Here is a 16222-nt window from a genome sequence, read left to right on the forward strand (position 1 = left end):
GCTTTTACCCCTCCGCCATTCAGCCGTTGGCGATTCATATAACAGCAGGAGAAGGTCTATGCGTTTTAATCCGATCGTAACCGGGCTGCTGGCGGCGACGCTGTTCAGCGGCTCCTTCGCCCAGGCAAAAGATCTCAAATCTATCGGTGTCACCGTCGGCGATCTCGCCAACCCGTTTTTCGTGCAGATCACCAAAGGCGCGGAGATGAAGGCGCACGAACTGGCGGGCGATAAAGTCAACGTAACGCTGGTCTCCAGCGGCTACGATCTGGGCCAGCAGGTGGCGCAGATCGACAACTTTATCGCGGCGAAAGTGGACATGATTATTCTTAACGCCGCCGATTCCAAAGGCATCGCGCCGGCGGTGAAACGCGCGCGCGACGCCGGCATCGTGGTGGTGGCGGTAGACGTCGCCGCTGACGGCGCCAACGCCACCATCACCTCGGACAACACCCAGGCGGGCGTGATGGCCTGTAAATATATCGCCGATCGCCTGAAAGAGAAGGGCAACGTCCTGATCATCAACGGGCCGCCGGTGTCGGCGGTGCAGAACCGCGTTGAGGGCTGCATGACCGAACTGAAGCGCCATCCTGAGATCAAACTGCTCTCCTGGAATCAGAACGCCAAAGGCAGCCGCGAAGGGGGGCTGGAGGTGATGACCGGCCTGCTGTCGGCCAATCCGAAGGTGGACGCGGTGTTCGCCATTAACGATCCGACGGCAATCGGCGCCGATCTGGCGGCGAAACAGGCGCAGCGCAGCGAATTCTTTATTGTCGGCGTCGATGGCTCGCCCGATGGCGAAGAGGCGCTGAAGCGCAAGAATTCGCTGTTCGTCGCCACGCCGGCGCAGGATCCGCAGGTAATGGCGGCGAAAGCGGTGGAGATCGGCTACGACATCCTGCAGGGCAAAGCGGCGCCGGATAAGCCGGTGCTGATCCCGGTTTCCCTGATCGATCGCAACAATGTCGGCAGCTATAAAGGCTGGACGGTGAAATAACCGCGCGGCGCGGTCGGGCTGAACGTCCTGTCAGGCGCTCAGCCGCACCGCTTCCGGCCGCGCCACGTCGGCGGAAAAAACATAGCCGAGGCCGCGAATCGTACGGATCAGGCTCGGCTGGTGCGGATGGGTTTCGATTTTGCGCCGCAGCCGCATGATCAGCACGTCGATGGTGCGGTCAAACACGTCGAGGCTTTCGCCGTGCGTCAGCTCCAGCAGCTGATCGCGCGTCAGCACTTTCCGCGCATGGCGCACCAGCGCGCGCAGCAGCGCGTATTCGCCCTGGGTAAGCGGCACCGGTTCGCGCTGCGGGTTGAGCAGCTGGCAGCGCGCCTCGTCAAGCTGCCAGCCGTTAAAGCGCCAGCTACTTTCCGCCGTTTCCGGCTGCGCAAGACGGCCGCCGCGCCGCAGTGCCGCGCGGGCGCGCGCCACCACCACCCGCGGGTTAAAGGGCTTGGCGATATAGTCGTCCGCGCCCATCTCCAGCCCTATCACCATCTCCGCTTCTGAGCCCATGCCGGTCAGCATGATTACCAGCAGGTCTGGGCGCTGGCGCTGAAGCTGCTGCAGCACCAGCAGCCCGTTGGTGTCGGGCAGCATCATATCCAGCATCACCAGCGCGATGTCGCCGTGCTGCGCCAGCAGGGCCGACGCGTCGCGTCCGTATTGGCAGCAGTAGACGCTAAACTGCTGTTCATTCAGCACATCCTGCAGCAGTTCGCACACCGCTTTATCATCATCGACAATCAGAATGGCGGGCTTCATGCGGCTCGACCTCAAGGTTAAAAAAAGGTTAACAAGAGTGTACACGGGGCGTTTCGCGCCGCGCTGGCAAGCAGTGGAAACGTGAGCGACATCGCGCTTGATTTTATCGAAGCGTGCGTTGGCGCAGAATTTTACCGGGGTGATAGCCACGCGATGAAAACGATTGCGCAGCGGCGGGGCAATGCACCATAATCGCGCCTTCTTTTGGTTCGGATTTCTCTTAGAAAATGCCAGGCCTGGCAAGGTAAACGATTGCGTTTGCAGCTGGCATAGCGATTGCTATGTCTTCAGGCCTTATGGAGATTCAGGGCGTGACGATCGTAGCCGTCAGCATGCAGCGGCGCGTCGTGCGGTAACACAATAATCAGCATGTAACCCACACTGGCAAGTGAGAACGCGCATTCGTGCCGTCTCCGCTCTTGAGAGATGATGATGTTAGAAAAACTGTTCAAGCTAAAAGCGCACAACACGACGGTTCGCACCGAAGTGATCGCCGGGATCACCACCTTCCTGGCGATGGCCTATATCCTGTTTGTTAACCCCAGCATTCTGGGCGCCACGGGGATGGACAAAGGCGCGGTGTTTGTCGCCACCTGTCTGGCGGCGGCGATTGGCTCGGTGCTGATGGGCCTGATTGCCAACTACCCGATCGCGCTGGCGCCGGGTATGGGGCTGAACGCCTTCTTTACCTATACCGTGGTGCTGCACATGGGCTACACCTGGCAGATCGCGCTGGGCGCGGTGTTCCTGTCGGCGATCATCTTCTTCGCGCTGTCGATTTTCAAAATCCGCGAATGGATCATCGCCAGCATTCCGCTGCCGCTGCGCGCCGGCATTGCCGCGGGCATCGGGCTGTTTCTCGCGCTGATCGCGCTGGAAGGCGCGGGCATCGTGGTGGATAACCCGGCGACGCTGGTCGGGCTGGGCGATCTGACCAAACCTGGTCCGCTGCTGGCGCTGCTCGGTTTCGTGGTGATTGTGGTGCTGGAAGCGCGTCGCGTCACCGGCGCGGTGCTGATCGGCATTCTGCTGATTACCTTTATCTCTATGGGCATTGGCCTGTCGCCATTTGCCGGCGTCTTCTCTGCGCCGCCGTCCATTGCGCCGACATTTATGCAGCTCGATATCGCCGGCGCGTTTAACGTTGGTCTGGTGAGCGTGATTTTCGCCTTCCTGTTTGTCGACGTGTTTGACAATACCGGTACGCTGCTGGGCGTGACCAAGCGCGCCGGCCTGGCGGACGAGCAGGGCAATATCCCGAAAATGGGCCGTGCGCTGGTGGCAGACAGCGCCGCCGCGCTGTTTGGTTCGCTGCTTGGCACCTCCACCACCACCAGCTACGTCGAGTCCGCTGCGGGCGTGAGCGCGGGCGGACGCACCGGCTTAACCGCCGTCGTGGTCGCGATCCTGTTTCTGCTGGCGCTGTTTTTCTCGCCGCTGGCGGGCAGCGTGCCGGTCTATGCCACGGCGCCGGCGCTGCTGTTTGTCGCAGTGCTGATGGCCTCCGGTCTGGCGGAGATTGACTGGAAAGATATCACCACCGCCGCGCCGGTCACCGTTACCGCGCTGACCATGCCGCTGACCTACTCTATCGCCAACGGCATCGCCTTCGGCTTTATCACCTGGACGGTGGTGAAGCTGCTGAGCGGCCGGACGAAAGAGATCAATGCGGCGCTGGTGATCCTCTCTTTACTCTTCGTGATCAAGCTGGGCTGGCTCAGCGCCTGATAACGATCGCCGCGCCGGTGCAGACTGGCGCGGTCTTATCCACACTCTGCGCGGCAGACAGACAGCGTCTGCCGCGCTTTTTTTTGTCCAGCCTGCGCGGGTTTGCGCAGCGGCTTCCAGAGTGCGCCAGAAAAACTGTTAACGCCTGGTGTGTACGGTTAGGCTACACCCGCTGGCGCGATGCCGCTCTGCTGCCTGAAGGCGAATTTTCACCGAATTAGTGGAACGGGGAATGCCACAGGAGGGAATAAATGATTAAATTCCCAACAGCAGAGGAGGCGCCAGCGGCAGGCTGTATAACCTTGCAAGGAGAAGCAACACCATGGAACGCCCGCTAAGCACGCTGCCGCACTATTTGCCTCCGCTTTTACGCCCGCTTCGACAGCCAGGAGGAGCTAACATGGAACGACTGACCAGACGCGTTGATCGACTTGAACAGCACACCCAACAGATTAAAAGTGATCTGGCGGTACTCACCGAACGTTCACAGAATTTTGCCACCAAAACGGATGTGGAAGGCCTGCGTACCGACCAGTTCAGGCTGCGCTGTGAAATGCTTGAAGGTTTTGCTCAGACGTCAGCCCAGTTTGCTCGAAGTGATGAGCGGTTTGCGCGAGTCAGTGACTGGACCGGGCAGGCCGACAATAATTTTGCCGCGATTGACAGGCAGTTTGAGCAGATCCACAAACAGTTCGAGCGCGTTGATGAAAATTTCGCGCGCGTTGACGTAAAGTTCGCGCGCGTTGACGAAAATTTCGCGCGCGTTGACGAAAAGTTCGCGCGTGTTGACGAAAAGTTTGACCAGGTTTACGAGAAATTTGACCGGGTTTATGAAAAGTTCGACCGCGTTGACGAAAAGTTCGACCGCCTCAACGATCGCATCACCTGGACGCTGATGGTGCCAGCTGTGTTAGCCGTGCTGGGCTGGCTGGCGAGAGAATTTTGGATAAGGTAGAGAGGCGAAGCTTGTTGCTTCTCTCCGCATCGGGTTATGACAGAGCGCGAGACAGGCGCCTCGCGCTGTGAATAATTACCGGAACGGCGGCTCGTTAAAGGTGCGCAGCTTACGCGAATGCAGCTTATCGCCTTCGGCGCGCAGCAGCTCTACCGCGCAGATGCCGATCTGCAGATGCTCTGAAATCGCCCCTTCATAAAAACGGTTCGCCTGGCCCGGCAGCTTGATTTCGCCATGCAGCGGCTTGTCCGAGACGCAGAGCAGGGTGCCGTAGGGCACGCGGAAGCGATAGCCCTGCGCCGCGATGGTGGCGCTCTCCATATCCACCGCCACCGCGCGGCTCAGGTTGAAACGCAGCGCCGACGCCGAGTAGCGCAGCTCCCAGTTGCGGTCGTCTGTGGTCACCACGGTGCCGGTGCGCAGACGCTGCTTGACCTCTTCGCCCGGCATATTGCTTACCGCTTTGGTGGCGTCATAGAGCGCACGCTGCACCTCGGCGATGCTCGGCACCGGAATATCGGGCGGCAGCACGCTGTCGAGCACGTGGTCGTCGCGTAGATAGGCGTGCGCCAGCACATAGTCGCCGATACGCTGGCTTTCGCGCAGGCCGCCGCAGTGGCCAATCATCAGCCAGGCATGCGGACGCATCACCGCCAGGTGATCGCAGATGGTTTTGGCGTTGGAGGGGCCGACGCCGATATTGACCAGCGTAATGCCGCGTCGGCCAGGCGAGGTAAGATGCCAGGCGGGCATCTGATGCTTTTTCCACGCCAGATCCAGCATCGCCGCGTCGCTGTCCGCCGTATCGGCGGTGATCACCGCGCCGCCCGCGCAGGCCAGGCTGTCGTAGTCGCTGGCGGGATCGCGCACCTGCTCGGTCGCCCAGCGCACAAACTCATCCACATAGCGGGTGTAGTTGGTGAACAGCACAAACGGCTGGAAATGCTCCACAGAGGTGCCGGTGTAGTGGCGCAGGCGCGCCAGGGAAAAATCGGTGCGCAGCGCGTCGAAGTGCGACAGCGGAAACACGGCGTCCGGGTTAAACAGGCCGTCGGCGGTTTCATCACCGATCTGCGACAGCTCGGTGGTAGGGAAATGGCGTGCGATGCTGGCGCTCATGGTGCGGTCCAGCGACAAATCTGAGCCGTCAATCACATAAGGGTAAGGGATCTCCTGGCTGGAAGGGCCGACCTGAATCTCCACCTCATACTCTTTTTCCAGCATCGCCAGCTGCTCGCTAAGATAGTGGCGCAGCAGCGCCGGGCGCGTAATGGTGGTGCTGTAACTGCCGGTATGGGTGAAACGGCCCCAGGCGCGCGTGCGGTTCTGCTGCGGACCTTCGCCGCGCCAGGTGATGCGCAGCTCGGGATAGACGAACAGGCCCTCACGACGTGCGGCCGCATCGGGTAGGTCGCCCCCTTCAATATAGGTTTTGATCGCGGCGCGCAGCGCGTTCACCGCCTCGTCGTATCGACGCTCCAGTTCATCCAGCGCCTGCTGGCGGGTAAGGCTGTTCCATTGTGTAGGCATAAGCTCTCCTGGTGATAAGTGACCTTCCCCACAGCTTAGCGGGTTTGCCGCCGCCGTAGAGCAAGAATCTGTGATCGACCGCATTATGCACCAACAGGGTGCTGGCGTGTTGCGCATCCCCGCCTACGTTTATAAGAATCAGAAGGTGACGTCGTGCGCTGTCGCTGGCGTTGCCACCTTCCTCAGGCGAAATCTTGCTCTGCATGCCGTTGTGGCGAGATTCTTGCTTGCCATCCATGACGGCGGTCGCGGCCGCCCATGGCTTTCCTTAGCGGTATTAACAACATTCATCACTCCTGCGCCGTGGTCTGGCAAATGCTAACGAACTGGGTTGAGGGTAGACAGCATGTCTCAGAAACTGATCAAGTTGTCATTACAAGTCATCATTGCAGGCGGTTTCAGCGCGGCGCTCAGTGCGCAGGCGGATATAAAAATCGGTGTCGCCGGGCCCTTCTCCGGGCCGAACGCCACCTATGGCGCGCAGTACTGGAAAGGGGCGTCGCAGGCGGCAGAGGATATTAACGCAGCGGGCGGCATCAACGGCGAGAAGATCGTGCTGGTGCAGGGCGACGACGCCTGCGAGCCCAAACAGGCGGTTGCGGTGGCGAACCGACTCGTCGATCAGGATAAGGTGATGGCGGTGGTTGGCCATTTCTGCTCCTCCAGCACCATGCCCGCCTCGGAGGTCTATGACGACGCCGGCGTGCTGTCGATCACGCCAGGCTCCACCAACCCGCAGATCACCGAGCGCGGCATGAAAACCCTGTTCCGCATGTGCGGGCGCGACGACCAGCAGGGCGCCATTGCCGCCAACTTTATGATCGACAAGCTGAAGGCGAAAAAGGTGGCGGTGATCCACGATAAAGACACCTACGGCCAGGGGCTGGCCGACGCCACCAAAGCGGCGCTGGAGAAGCGCGGTGTCAAAGAGGTGATGTATGAGGGTCTGTCGCGCGGCGAGAAAGATTTTAACGCATTGGTGACCAAGATCGCCCAGGCGAATCCCGACGTGGTCTACTTCGGCGGCTGTCATCCCGAGGCCGGGCCGCTGGTGCGCCAGATGCGCGAGCAGGGCGTTAAAGCGAACTTTTTCTCGGGCGACTGCATCGTGACGCAGGAGCTGGTCACGGCGGCGGGCGGACCGCAGTACACCAGCGGCATCTATATGACCTTCGGCAATGACCCGCGTCAGATCCCCGACGGTAAAGCGGTGATCGATACATTCCGCAAGGGCGGCTTCGAGCCGGAAGGCTACACCCTCTACGCTTACGCCTCTATTCAGGCGCTGGCCGCCGCCTACAAAGGCGCCGGTAAAGACAATGAGAAAGCCAGCGAATGGCTGAAATCGCACGATGTGCCGACCGTAATGGGCAAAAAAGCCTGGGACGGCAAAGGCGACCTGAAAGTCTCCGACTACGTCATCTATCAGTGGGACGATAAAGGCAAATATCACCAGCTGTAAGCCTGAGCCCGCCCTGCGCACTGCAGGGCGTTTCCTGTCTGGATCGCCTGGCTGCGCGGTCCGCTTTGCGCAGAGAATTCATTATGGACGCCTTTTTACTTCAGCAACTGATTAACGGGCTAACGCTGGGCGCGGTATATGGCCTGATCGCCATCGGCTACACCATGGTCTACGGCATTATCGGCATGATTAATTTCGCCCACGGCGAGGTCTATATGATCTCCGCCTATCTCTGCGCTATCGGGCTGGCGCTGCTCTCTTTTTTCGGCGTGCAGTCGTTTCCGCTGCTGATCTTCGGCACGCTGCTGTTCACCGTGGTGGTGACGGCGGTGTACGGCTGGACCATCGAGCGCATCGCCTACCGGCCGCTGCGCCACTCGACGCGGCTGGCACCGCTGATCTCCGCCATCGGCATGTCGCTGATTTTGCAGAACTACGTTCAGCTGAGCCAGGGGCCCAATCAGCAGGGCGTGCCGACGCTGCTCACCGGCGTGCTGCGCGTCGAGTTTGACGGCGGCGTGGTGCAGATCACCTGGACCAAGGTGTTTATTCTGGTCGCCGCCTTTTGCGGCATGGCGCTGCTGACCTGGATTATTCAGTACACGCGGCTGGGTCGTATCTGCCGCGCGGTGCAGCAGGATCGGCGAATGGCGGCGATCCTCGGCATTAACACCGATCGCGTGATTTCGCTGGTCTTCGTCATCGGCGCGGCGATGGCCGGACTGGCGGGGGTACTGGTGACGATGAACTACGGCACTTTCGATTTTTACGCTGGCTTTATCATCGGCATCAAGGCGTTTACCGCGGCGGTGCTGGGCGGCATCGGATCGCTGCCTGGCGCGATGCTGGGCGGGCTGCTGCTCGGCGTGGCGGAGGCGCAGTTCGCCGGGCTGGTGAATTCCGACTACAAAGACGTCTTCTCCTTCGCGCTGCTGGTGGTGATCCTGATCTTCCGTCCGCAGGGATTACTTGGCCGGCCGCTGGTGGCGAAAGTGTGAGGGCGCAATGATGACTCGATCTATCAATGTGCGCCAGGCGCTGCGCGAGACCCTGCTGGCCGGACTGGTTGCGCTGGTGGTATTCGGGCCGATCGTCGGCGTGGTGCTGAAGGGCTACGCCTTCGCGCTGGCCCCGACGCGCGTGGCGCTGCTGGTGGCGGTGGTGATGGCGGGACGGCTGCTGCTCAGCCTCTTTTTGCAGACCGAGCGCGGGCAGGCGCTGCGGCGGCGCGTCGAAGGCGCGGACGACGGCGTCTACGTGCGTGAGCCGGGCCATCGCTCGCGGCTGCGCTGGATCCTGCCGCTGCTGCTGGCGGCGGCGCTGCTGTTTCCCTTTCTCTCCAGCAAATATCTGCTGACCGTGGCGATACTCGGCCTGATCTACGTGCTGCTGGGGCTGGGGCTGAATATCGTGGTGGGGCTGGCGGGGCTGCTCGACCTCGGCTACGTGGCGTTTTACGCCATCGGCGCCTACGGACTGGCGCTCGGCTATCAGTATCTGGGGCTGGGGTTCTGGAGCATGCTGCCGCTGGCGGCGCTGATGGCGGCGTTCGCCGGGGCGCTGCTCGGCTTTCCGGTGCTGCGCATGCATGGCGACTATCTGGCGATCGTCACGCTGGGTTTCGGCGAGATCATCCGTCTGGTGCTGACCAACTGGCTGAGCTTTACCGGCGGGCCGAATGGCGTCTCCGTGCCGTCGCCAACCTTTCTCGGGCTGGAGTTCGGCCGGCGCGCGCGCGAAGGCGGCGTGCCCTTTCATCAGTTCTTCCACCTCGACTACAACCCCAACATGAAGTTTATCTTTCTCTATGTAGTGCTGGTTCTGGTGGTGGCGCTGGTGCTGTTTATCAAACATCGCCTGACGCGGATGCCCATCGGCCGCGCGTGGGAAGCGCTGCGCGAAGATGAGATCGCCTGTCGCGCCATGGGGCTTAACCATGTGCTGGTGAAGCTGTCGGCTTTTATGCTCGGCGCCTCCACGGCCGGGATCGCAGGGGTCTTTTTCGCCAGCTATCAGGGCTTTGTCAACCCGACGTCGTTTACCTTTTTTGAGTCGGCGCTGATCCTCGCCATCGTGGTGCTGGGCGGCATGGGCTCGACGCTCGGCGTGGTGCTGGCCGCCTTTGTGCTGACGGTGGCGCCGGAGCTGCTGCGCAGCTTCGCTGAATATCGCGTGCTGCTGTTCGGCATGCTGATGGTGCTGATGATGATCTGGCGACCGCGCGGGCTGGTGCGCACCAGCCGCGTCGGCGTCGCGCTGCGTAAAGGGGTGCGCCATGAGTGACGCGATTTTGCAGGTCGATCACCTGATGATGCGCTTCGGCGGCATCAAAGCGCTAAACGACGTCAGCCTGCGCGTGCAGCGCGGCTCGGTCACCTCGCTTATCGGCCCGAACGGCGCAGGTAAAACCACGGTGTTCAACTGTCTGACCGGCTTCTACCGCGCCAGCGGCGGACGCATTCAGCTCAATGCGCAGGCGCGCAGCACCGACGTTATCCAGATTCTCGGCCAAAAAATTCAGCCGCAGGACTGGCTGCGGCCGGCGCAGCTGGGTTCGCGCCTCTGGTACAAAATGTTTGGCGGCGCGCATCTGGTCAATCGCGCCGGGCTGGCGCGCACCTTTCAGAATATCCGCCTGTTTCGCGAGATGTCGGTGATTGAGAACCTGCTGGTGGCGCAGCATATGCTGGCGAACCGCAACCTGCTGGCGGGGGTTTTCAACACGCGCGGCTATCGCGAGGCGGAGAGCCGCGCGCTGGATCGCGCCTTTTACTGGCTGGAGACGGTGGATCTCGCGCCGACGGCCAACCGGCTGGCCGGCACGCTCTCCTATGGCCAGCAGCGGCGGCTGGAGATTGCGCGCGCTATGTGCACCCAGCCGGAGCTCATCTGCCTGGACGAACCGGCGGCGGGCCTCAATCCGATTGAGACCGAGGCGCTGAGCGCCATTCTCTATCGCCTGCGCGCCGATCACCGCATCAGCGTGCTGCTGATCGAACACGATATGCCGATGGTGATGACCATTTCCGACCATATCGTGGTGCTCGATCACGGCGACGTTATCGCGCAGGGCACGCCGGGCGAAATACAGCAGGATCCGCGCGTCATCGCCGCCTATCTGGGCGCAGAGGAGGAGGAGCTTCATGGCTGAGCCGATGCTGAAGTTTGACGCGGTGGATGTTTTTTACGGCCCGGTGCAGGCGCTAAAACAGGTGTCGCTCAGCGTGCAGCCTGGCGAAACCGTGGCGCTAATCGGCGCCAACGGCGCCGGCAAATCGACGCTGCTGATGTCGATATTTGGCCAGCCGCGCATCGCCCAGGGCGAGATCTATTTTCAGGGAGAGCCCATCAGCCAGCGGTCGACCCATTTTATCGCCGCCAGCGGCATCGCCCAGGCGCCGGAAGGGCGCCGCATTTTTGCCGATATGACGGTGGAAGAGAATCTGCAAATGGGCACCATCGCCATCGGCAGCGCCCATCAGAAAAGCGACCTGGCGCGGATGTATGAACTCTTTCCGCGCCTGCTGGAGCGGCGCAAACAGCGGGCGATGACCCTGTCGGGCGGCGAACAGCAGATGCTGGCCATCGCCCGCGCGCTGATGAGCCGCCCGAGACTGCTGCTGCTCGACGAACCGAGCCTTGGTCTGGCGCCGATTGTGGTGAAGCAGATCTTCGCCATCCTGCGCGAGCTGACGCAGCAGGGCATGACGCTGTTTCTCGTCGAGCAAAACGCGCGCCATGCGCTCGCGCTCGCCGATCGCGGCTATGTGATGGCGAACGGCGAGATCCGACTCAGCGGCAGCGGCCAGGCGCTGCTCGACAATGAAGAGGTGCGCAGCGCCTATCTGGGCGGCACGGCAGCCGCTGCGGTGAAAGACGAGAAAAGAGTGTAATAATGATTGAAAAATCAGGGAAACGCTTTGCATAAACAGATAAGGCGACTCATCATTACTACTCCTGTCCAATCTGTTCTGATTTGGTTATTCCCTTGCAAAATCCTGGCGTAGCAGTGATGCAGGCGATAAAGCGCACGGCATGGTATCCCAAACGTCGCTTTTATCGCACGCTGTTCTGGCGTGAGATCACGCCACTGGCGGTGCCCATCTTCATCGAGAACCTGTGCGTGATGCTGATGGGCGTGTTAAGCACATTTTTGGTGAGCTGGCTGGGCAAAGAGGCGATGGCGGGCGTGGGGCTGGCGGACAGCTTCAACATCATCATTATCTCTTTCTTTGCCGCTATCGATCTCGGCACCACGGTGGTGGTCGCCTTTAGCCTGGCGAAGCGCAACGGCAAGCGGGCGCGCGCCGCCACGCGCCAGTCGCTGGCGCTGATGACGGTGCTGTCGCTGGTGCTGGTGTTCGCCATTGAGCTGTGGGGCCATCTGATCATCGATCTGATCGCCGGTGGCGCGGAGCCGAAGGTGAAAGCGCTGGCGCTGAGCTATCTGCAAACTTCGGCGTGGAGCTACCCGGCGGCGGCGATTGCGCTGATCGGCAGCGGCGCGCTGCGCGGCGCGGGCAACACCAAAATCCCGATGCTGATCAACGGCGGGATGAACATCCTGAATATCGTGATCAGCAGCGTGTTGATCTACGGCGCCTTCTCCTGGGAAGGGCTGGGCTTCGTCGGCGCCGGGCTGGGTCTTACCATCTCGCGCTATATCGGCGCTATCGGCGTCATTTACGTGCTGATGATCGGCTTTAACGCCTCGCTGAAGATCAGTCTGCCGAGCTACTTTCGCCGCTGGGACTCGAAGATCCTGATGGAGGTGCTGGGCATCGGCGTGCCGGCCAGTATCGAATCGGTGCTGTTTAACGGCGGCAAGCTGCTGACCCAGGTGTTTGTCGCGGGCATGGGCACCGACGCCATCGCGGGCAACTTTATCGCCTTCTCTATCGCCTCGCTGATTAACCTGCCGGGCAATGCGCTGGGCTCGGCGTCGACCATCATTACCGGCACCCGTCTGGGACGCAACCAGGTCTATCAGGCAGAGCGGCAGATCAGGCACGTTTTCTGGCTGGCGAGCCTCTGCCTCTGCGTGCTGGCGTTTATGACCGTGCCGCTCTCCGGGGTGCTGGCGCGCTTCTACACGCGCGACCCCGACGTTATTAGCGTGACGCAGCATCTGATCTGGCTTAACGCCGCCTTTATGCCGATCTGGGCCGCCTCCTGGGTCTTGCCCGCCGGGCTAAAAGGGGCGCGCGACGCGCGTTATACGATGTACGTTTCGATGTTCAGCATGTGGGGCGCGCGCGTGGTGGTCGGCTATGCGCTGGGGATTATGCTCGGCATGGGCGTGGTAGGCGTCTGGCTCGGCATGTTCCTCGACTGGGCGGTGCGCGGCGTCTGTTTCTGGTGGCGGCTGAAGAGCGGCAAGTGGCTGGATAACTACCGGAAAATGGTGGCAAAGCAGCAGTAGCGTTCGCGCGGCCTGGCGCGGTTATCTGTTTTCCAGCAATCAACCGCAGAAATTGATGGTTCAGTTACGGCGGCCTTGCGGTTTTACTGGGGCTCTGACTTATTGAGGACGCCCCTATGAAAGCATTACTGCAGCTGTGGAAAAACCGTATCGATGCCTGGTTCGCGCGCGGCCCGGGCAGCGAGCATGAAACCAGTCTGGAGCAGGAGCTGCTGCTGCCCATCAGCCAGCTCTACGGCTTCGAATATTTCCCGTCGGTGCATCGCTACCATGAAAAGTAGCGGTCCCTGTTTGACCGCTCTTTCGTAAAGCCCGCTCTCTCTGAGGCGGGCTTTTTTACGTCGGTTATCCAGGCTGTTTTACACGATACCCTCAGGGGAGAATTCAGCCGCAGCGGCTATGGTTAAGAGGGCAGCATGCCTTTTACCTGGAGAAGCAGATGAGCGACAAAGCGAGTGCCGCGCTGATTAGCGCGCGGCTGTCACTGACCGCGCAGCAGCGCGCAGAGACCCGACGCGCGCTGGCGCAGGGCGAATCCGCAGAGCCGGACCGCGCCCGCGCGCAGCGCTACGCCTTTCAGCAGCAAGTGAATCAGGGCGTGATCACCGGCGACAGCAACGATCTGCTGCCCGTCGCCTTTTTGCAGCAGGGCCTCTCCTGCGCCCGCGCCGTGGCGCTGCTGCGCGAGGATGGCGTGCCAAAAGGCAGCGGGTTTCTCACCCACGGCGGCCTGTTTATCACTAACCATCATCTGCTGCCGCAGCCGCCTGCGCAGGGCCGCGTCACGCTGCAGTTTGGCTGGCGGCGCAGCGAAGCGGGCGAGCTGGTCGATGGCGTCACCTGCGCCGTCGATGCCGCGCGTTTTTTCCTCACCAGCCCGTCCGAGGCGCTGGACTGCACCCTGATCGCGCTGGGCGAGCGCGTGGCGGGAGAGGGCGAGGCGCCGCTGCCGCTGGCGCTGAACGACCGCAACGACAAGCATGCGCTGGGTATCAGCCTTAACCTGATCCATCATCCCGGCGGCGCGCCGCAGCAGATCACCCTGCGCAATAACGCGCTGCTGGCGCGTCATCAGCAGCTGCTGCACTACGCGGCCGACACCGACGGCGGTTCGTCCGGCGCGCCGGTGTTTAACGACAGCTGGCAGCTGGTGGCGCTGCATCACGGCGGCGTGGAGAGCGACGACGGCTGGGTCAATGAAGGCATTCGTATCAGCGCCGTTATCGACTGGCTAAAAGGGGAACTGCCGCAGCTGCCCGCCGCGCAGCAGGCGAGGCTGATGCAGGCGCTGACGGGCCGCGAGAACGCGCCGTCGCTGGACGCCTCCGCCGCGTCACAGAACAACTACGCCAACCGCGACGGCTTCCAGTCCGATTTTCTCGGCGGCGCGCCGATCGATTTAGCGGCCATTATCGCGCCGCGCGCCGCCGAGGTGGCGCCGCTGCGCGACGGTCGCCAGGGCGCGGAGGCGCGGCTCGACTATCAGCACTTTTCGCTGCTGATGAACGCAGAGCGGCGGCTCGCCTTTTTTACCGCCACCAACATCGACGGCGCGCGCTATATCGCCATCGATCGCGGCAACGGCCAGCCGTCGCTGCTGGAGGAGGGGGATCGCTGGGTCGACGAGAGCCGCATCGACAGTCGCTACGTTACCGGTCAGGCCTTCTACAGCGAATACAGCCGCTGGTTCGATCGCGGACATCTGACGCGCCGCAGCGATCCCACCTGGGGCACCGCAGAAGAGGCGGTACGCGCCAATAGAGACACCTTTCACTTTACCAACTGCTCGCCGCAGCATTTTCGCTTTAATCAGAGCCTGCAGTACTGGCAGGGCGTAGAGCGCTATATTCTCGAGTCGGGCGTGCTGGAGTCGAAGCGTAAGATCAGCGTGCTGACCGGCCCGGTGCTCAACGACCAGTGGCGACAGTACGCTGAGTGGCAGGTGCCGCTGATGTTCTGGAAAGTGGTGCTGCGCATCAACACCGCCGGCAGGCCGCAGGCGACGGCGCTGCTGGTCAGCCAGGCGGATCTGCTGGATGAGCCGCGCCGCGTGCTGCCCCACGCGCAGAGCGCGCCGCGCCCCAACGTCGACGAATACCGCGTAACGGTGAGCGCGCTGGAGACGCTCACCGGACTGAACTTCGCCGCGTTTCGCGACTGGGAGAGCTGGCAGCCGGATGAAACGCTGCTGGCGCAGCCGCTGCCGGCAAAGCTGATTATGCGCTGGGAGGATCTGCTGTAGCCGCTGCGCTTGCTGTGCCTGAAAGCCCGCTCAGCCCCCTCTGTGCGGGCTTTTTGCAGCAAAATTGTTGTTGCTTCAAGCCGTTACGCTTAGCTCTCGCGCTTGCGGATCGGTGATGGCTGCTACACTTAGGGCTCAAGGCTGATAGCGATTCAGCTCCACAGACGAGAGTGAAAGAGTCACAAAAAGGGGAGAACCTATGACAGACCGTCCACAAAACCCACGCGAGGCGCAGCAGCAGGAATGGCCCGGCAGCTTCCTGAAAATGGATCCTAAGCCCGATCATGGTGAAACCAGCTATCAGGGATCCGGCCGTCTGAAAGGCAAAACCGCTCTTATCACCGGCGGCGACTCCGGCATCGGCCGTGCCGTGGCTATCGCCTACGCCCGGGAAGGCGCGGACGTAGTCATCTCCTACCTGGATGAGCATGAAGACGCAAAAGATACCGCGAAACGGGTGGAAGAGGCGGGCCAGCAGGCGCTGCTGATCGCCGGCGACATCACCGAGGCGGCGCATTGCCGCAGCATCGTGGCGCAGACCGCTGAGCGCTTCGGCAAAATCGACATCGTGGTAAATAACGCCGCCTTCCAGATGACGCGCACCGCGCTGGAGGAGATCGACGATGATGAATTCGATCGCACCATGAAGACCAACCTCTACGCCATGTTCTATATCTGCAAGGCGGCGGTGCCGCATATGCCTGCCGGCGGTTCCATTATCAATACCGCGTCGATCAACGCCGACCAGCCCAAGCCGAAACTGCTGGCCTACTCCGCCACCAAGGCGGCGATCGTTAACTTTTCCGGCGGCCTCGCGGCACTGCTGGCGGAGAAAGGCATTCGCGCCAACGCCGTGGCGCCAGGGCCCATCTGGACGCCGCTGATCCCGGCGACCATGCCGCCTGAGCAGGTGGAAAGCTTCGGCAGCGAAGTGCCGCTGGCGCGTATGGGCCAGCCCGCCGAACTGGCGCCGACCTATGTGATGCTGGCCAGCGACGAATCGAGCTACATTTCCGGCGCCACCGTTGCGGTGACGGGCGGCGTGGCGGTGATTTGACGGGGATGATGCGTCACTATTTCAGGCAGCGTAAGTGGCGACAATGGCTGTAGGCAGGTGAAGC

14 protein-coding genes are annotated in these 16222 nt (G+C 61.8%); 12 read left to right on the top strand and 2 right to left on the bottom strand.

Annotated features, from left to right (window positions below):
• The first annotated feature begins 58 nt into the window (after positions 1-58).
• Complete coding sequence (locus B2J69_RS13770) at positions 59-997, top strand: ABC transporter substrate-binding protein (protein ID WP_081140085.1); 939 nt, start codon at positions 59-61, stop codon at positions 995-997.
• A gap of 30 nt (positions 998-1027) precedes the next feature.
• Here B2J69_RS13770 and B2J69_RS13775 read toward each other — a convergent pair whose 3' ends face one another.
• On the bottom strand, positions 1028-1762 hold the full coding sequence (locus B2J69_RS13775) for a response regulator (protein ID WP_081140087.1): 735 nt from the start codon (positions 1760-1762) through the stop codon (positions 1028-1030).
• Positions 1763-2191: 429 nt separating this feature from the next.
• Here B2J69_RS13775 and B2J69_RS13780 point away from each other — a divergent pair, with 429 nt between their 5' ends.
• Positions 2192-3490 (top strand): NCS2 family permease, encoded by a 1299-nt coding sequence (locus B2J69_RS13780; RefSeq protein WP_236722731.1) that lies wholly within the window; start codon positions 2192-2194, stop codon positions 3488-3490.
• A gap of 400 nt (positions 3491-3890) precedes the next feature.
• The gene (locus tag B2J69_RS13785; protein WP_081140089.1) at positions 3891-4445 is read left to right on the top strand and encodes a hypothetical protein; all 555 of its coding nucleotides are present in this window, start codon (positions 3891-3893) and stop codon (positions 4443-4445) included.
• A 75-nt stretch (positions 4446-4520) separates the two neighbouring features.
• On the opposite strand, the gene B2J69_RS13790 is transcribed toward B2J69_RS13785, so the two are convergent.
• Positions 4521-5975 carry an AMP nucleosidase gene (locus B2J69_RS13790; RefSeq protein ID WP_081140090.1) on the bottom strand — a complete coding sequence of 485 codons (1455 nt, stop codon included), beginning with the start codon at positions 5973-5975 and terminating at the stop codon, positions 4521-4523.
• Between the two features lie 346 nt (positions 5976-6321).
• Here B2J69_RS13790 and B2J69_RS13795 point away from each other — a divergent pair, with 346 nt between their 5' ends.
• From B2J69_RS13795 to B2J69_RS13830, 9 genes are all read left to right on the top strand, one after another.
• Complete coding sequence (locus B2J69_RS13795; protein ID WP_081140092.1) at positions 6322-7437, top strand: branched-chain amino acid ABC transporter substrate-binding protein; 1116 nt, start codon at positions 6322-6324, stop codon at positions 7435-7437.
• An 83-nt stretch (positions 7438-7520) separates the two neighbouring features.
• Positions 7521-8435 (top strand): ABC transporter permease subunit, encoded by a 915-nt coding sequence (locus B2J69_RS13800; protein WP_081140094.1) that lies wholly within the window; start codon positions 7521-7523, stop codon positions 8433-8435.
• A 7-nt stretch (positions 8436-8442) separates the two neighbouring features.
• Positions 8443-9720 (top strand): high-affinity branched-chain amino acid ABC transporter permease LivM, encoded by a 1278-nt coding sequence (livM, locus tag B2J69_RS13805; RefSeq protein WP_081140096.1) that lies wholly within the window; start codon positions 8443-8445, stop codon positions 9718-9720.
• Complete coding sequence (locus tag B2J69_RS13810) at positions 9713-10588, top strand: ABC transporter ATP-binding protein (RefSeq protein WP_081140097.1); 876 nt, start codon at positions 9713-9715, stop codon at positions 10586-10588. The genes livM and B2J69_RS13810 overlap by 8 nt, the downstream gene beginning before the upstream one ends.
• Positions 10581-11330: an ABC transporter ATP-binding protein gene (locus B2J69_RS13815; protein ID WP_081140099.1), complete on the top strand. Its 750-nt coding sequence runs from the start codon at positions 10581-10583 to the stop codon at positions 11328-11330. The genes B2J69_RS13810 and B2J69_RS13815 overlap by 8 nt, the downstream gene beginning before the upstream one ends.
• A 119-nt stretch (positions 11331-11449) precedes the next feature.
• Positions 11450-12859: an EmmdR/YeeO family multidrug/toxin efflux MATE transporter gene (locus B2J69_RS13820; protein ID WP_081140100.1), complete on the top strand. Its 1410-nt coding sequence runs from the start codon at positions 11450-11452 to the stop codon at positions 12857-12859.
• 116 nt (positions 12860-12975) lie between these two features.
• Entirely contained in the window at positions 12976-13140 is a 165-nt protein-coding gene (locus B2J69_RS24205; RefSeq protein WP_167376579.1) for a hypothetical protein, read from the top strand.
• A gap of 158 nt (positions 13141-13298) precedes the next feature.
• Positions 13299-15101: a DNA/RNA non-specific endonuclease gene (locus tag B2J69_RS13825; protein ID WP_081140101.1), complete on the top strand. Its 1803-nt coding sequence runs from the start codon at positions 13299-13301 to the stop codon at positions 15099-15101.
• Positions 15102-15300: 199 nt separating this feature from the next.
• On the top strand, positions 15301-16158 hold the full coding sequence (locus tag B2J69_RS13830) for a glucose 1-dehydrogenase (RefSeq protein ID WP_081140102.1): 858 nt from the start codon (positions 15301-15303) through the stop codon (positions 16156-16158).
• Positions 16159-16222 lie beyond the last annotated feature (64 nt).

Source organism: Pantoea latae (assembly GCF_002077695.1).
Classification (GTDB): domain Bacteria; phylum Pseudomonadota; class Gammaproteobacteria; order Enterobacterales; family Enterobacteriaceae; genus Pantoea; species Pantoea latae.

Coding starts and splice junctions, on each gene's coding strand:
- B2J69_RS13770 (WP_081140085.1), top strand. CDS start 59: ATGCGTTTTAATCCGATCGTAACCGGGCTGCTGGCGGCGACGCTGTTC.
- B2J69_RS13775 (WP_081140087.1), bottom strand. CDS start 1,762: ATGAAGCCCGCCATTCTGATTGTCGATGATGATAAAGCGGTGTGCGAA.
- B2J69_RS13780 (WP_236722731.1), top strand. CDS start 2,192: ATGATGTTAGAAAAACTGTTCAAGCTAAAAGCGCACAACACGACGGTT.
- B2J69_RS13785 (WP_081140089.1), top strand. CDS start 3,891: ATGGAACGACTGACCAGACGCGTTGATCGACTTGAACAGCACACCCAA.
- B2J69_RS13790 (WP_081140090.1), bottom strand. CDS start 5,975: ATGCCTACACAATGGAACAGCCTTACCCGCCAGCAGGCGCTGGATGAA.
- B2J69_RS13795 (WP_081140092.1), top strand. CDS start 6,322: ATGTCTCAGAAACTGATCAAGTTGTCATTACAAGTCATCATTGCAGGC.
- B2J69_RS13800 (WP_081140094.1), top strand. CDS start 7,521: ATGGACGCCTTTTTACTTCAGCAACTGATTAACGGGCTAACGCTGGGC.
- livM (WP_081140096.1), top strand. CDS start 8,443: ATGATGACTCGATCTATCAATGTGCGCCAGGCGCTGCGCGAGACCCTG.
- B2J69_RS13810 (WP_081140097.1), top strand. CDS start 9,713: ATGAGTGACGCGATTTTGCAGGTCGATCACCTGATGATGCGCTTCGGC.
- B2J69_RS13815 (WP_081140099.1), top strand. CDS start 10,581: ATGGCTGAGCCGATGCTGAAGTTTGACGCGGTGGATGTTTTTTACGGC.
- B2J69_RS13820 (WP_081140100.1), top strand. CDS start 11,450: ATGCAGGCGATAAAGCGCACGGCATGGTATCCCAAACGTCGCTTTTAT.
- B2J69_RS24205 (WP_167376579.1), top strand. CDS start 12,976: ATGAAAGCATTACTGCAGCTGTGGAAAAACCGTATCGATGCCTGGTTC.
- B2J69_RS13825 (WP_081140101.1), top strand. CDS start 13,299: ATGAGCGACAAAGCGAGTGCCGCGCTGATTAGCGCGCGGCTGTCACTG.
- B2J69_RS13830 (WP_081140102.1), top strand. CDS start 15,301: ATGACAGACCGTCCACAAAACCCACGCGAGGCGCAGCAGCAGGAATGG.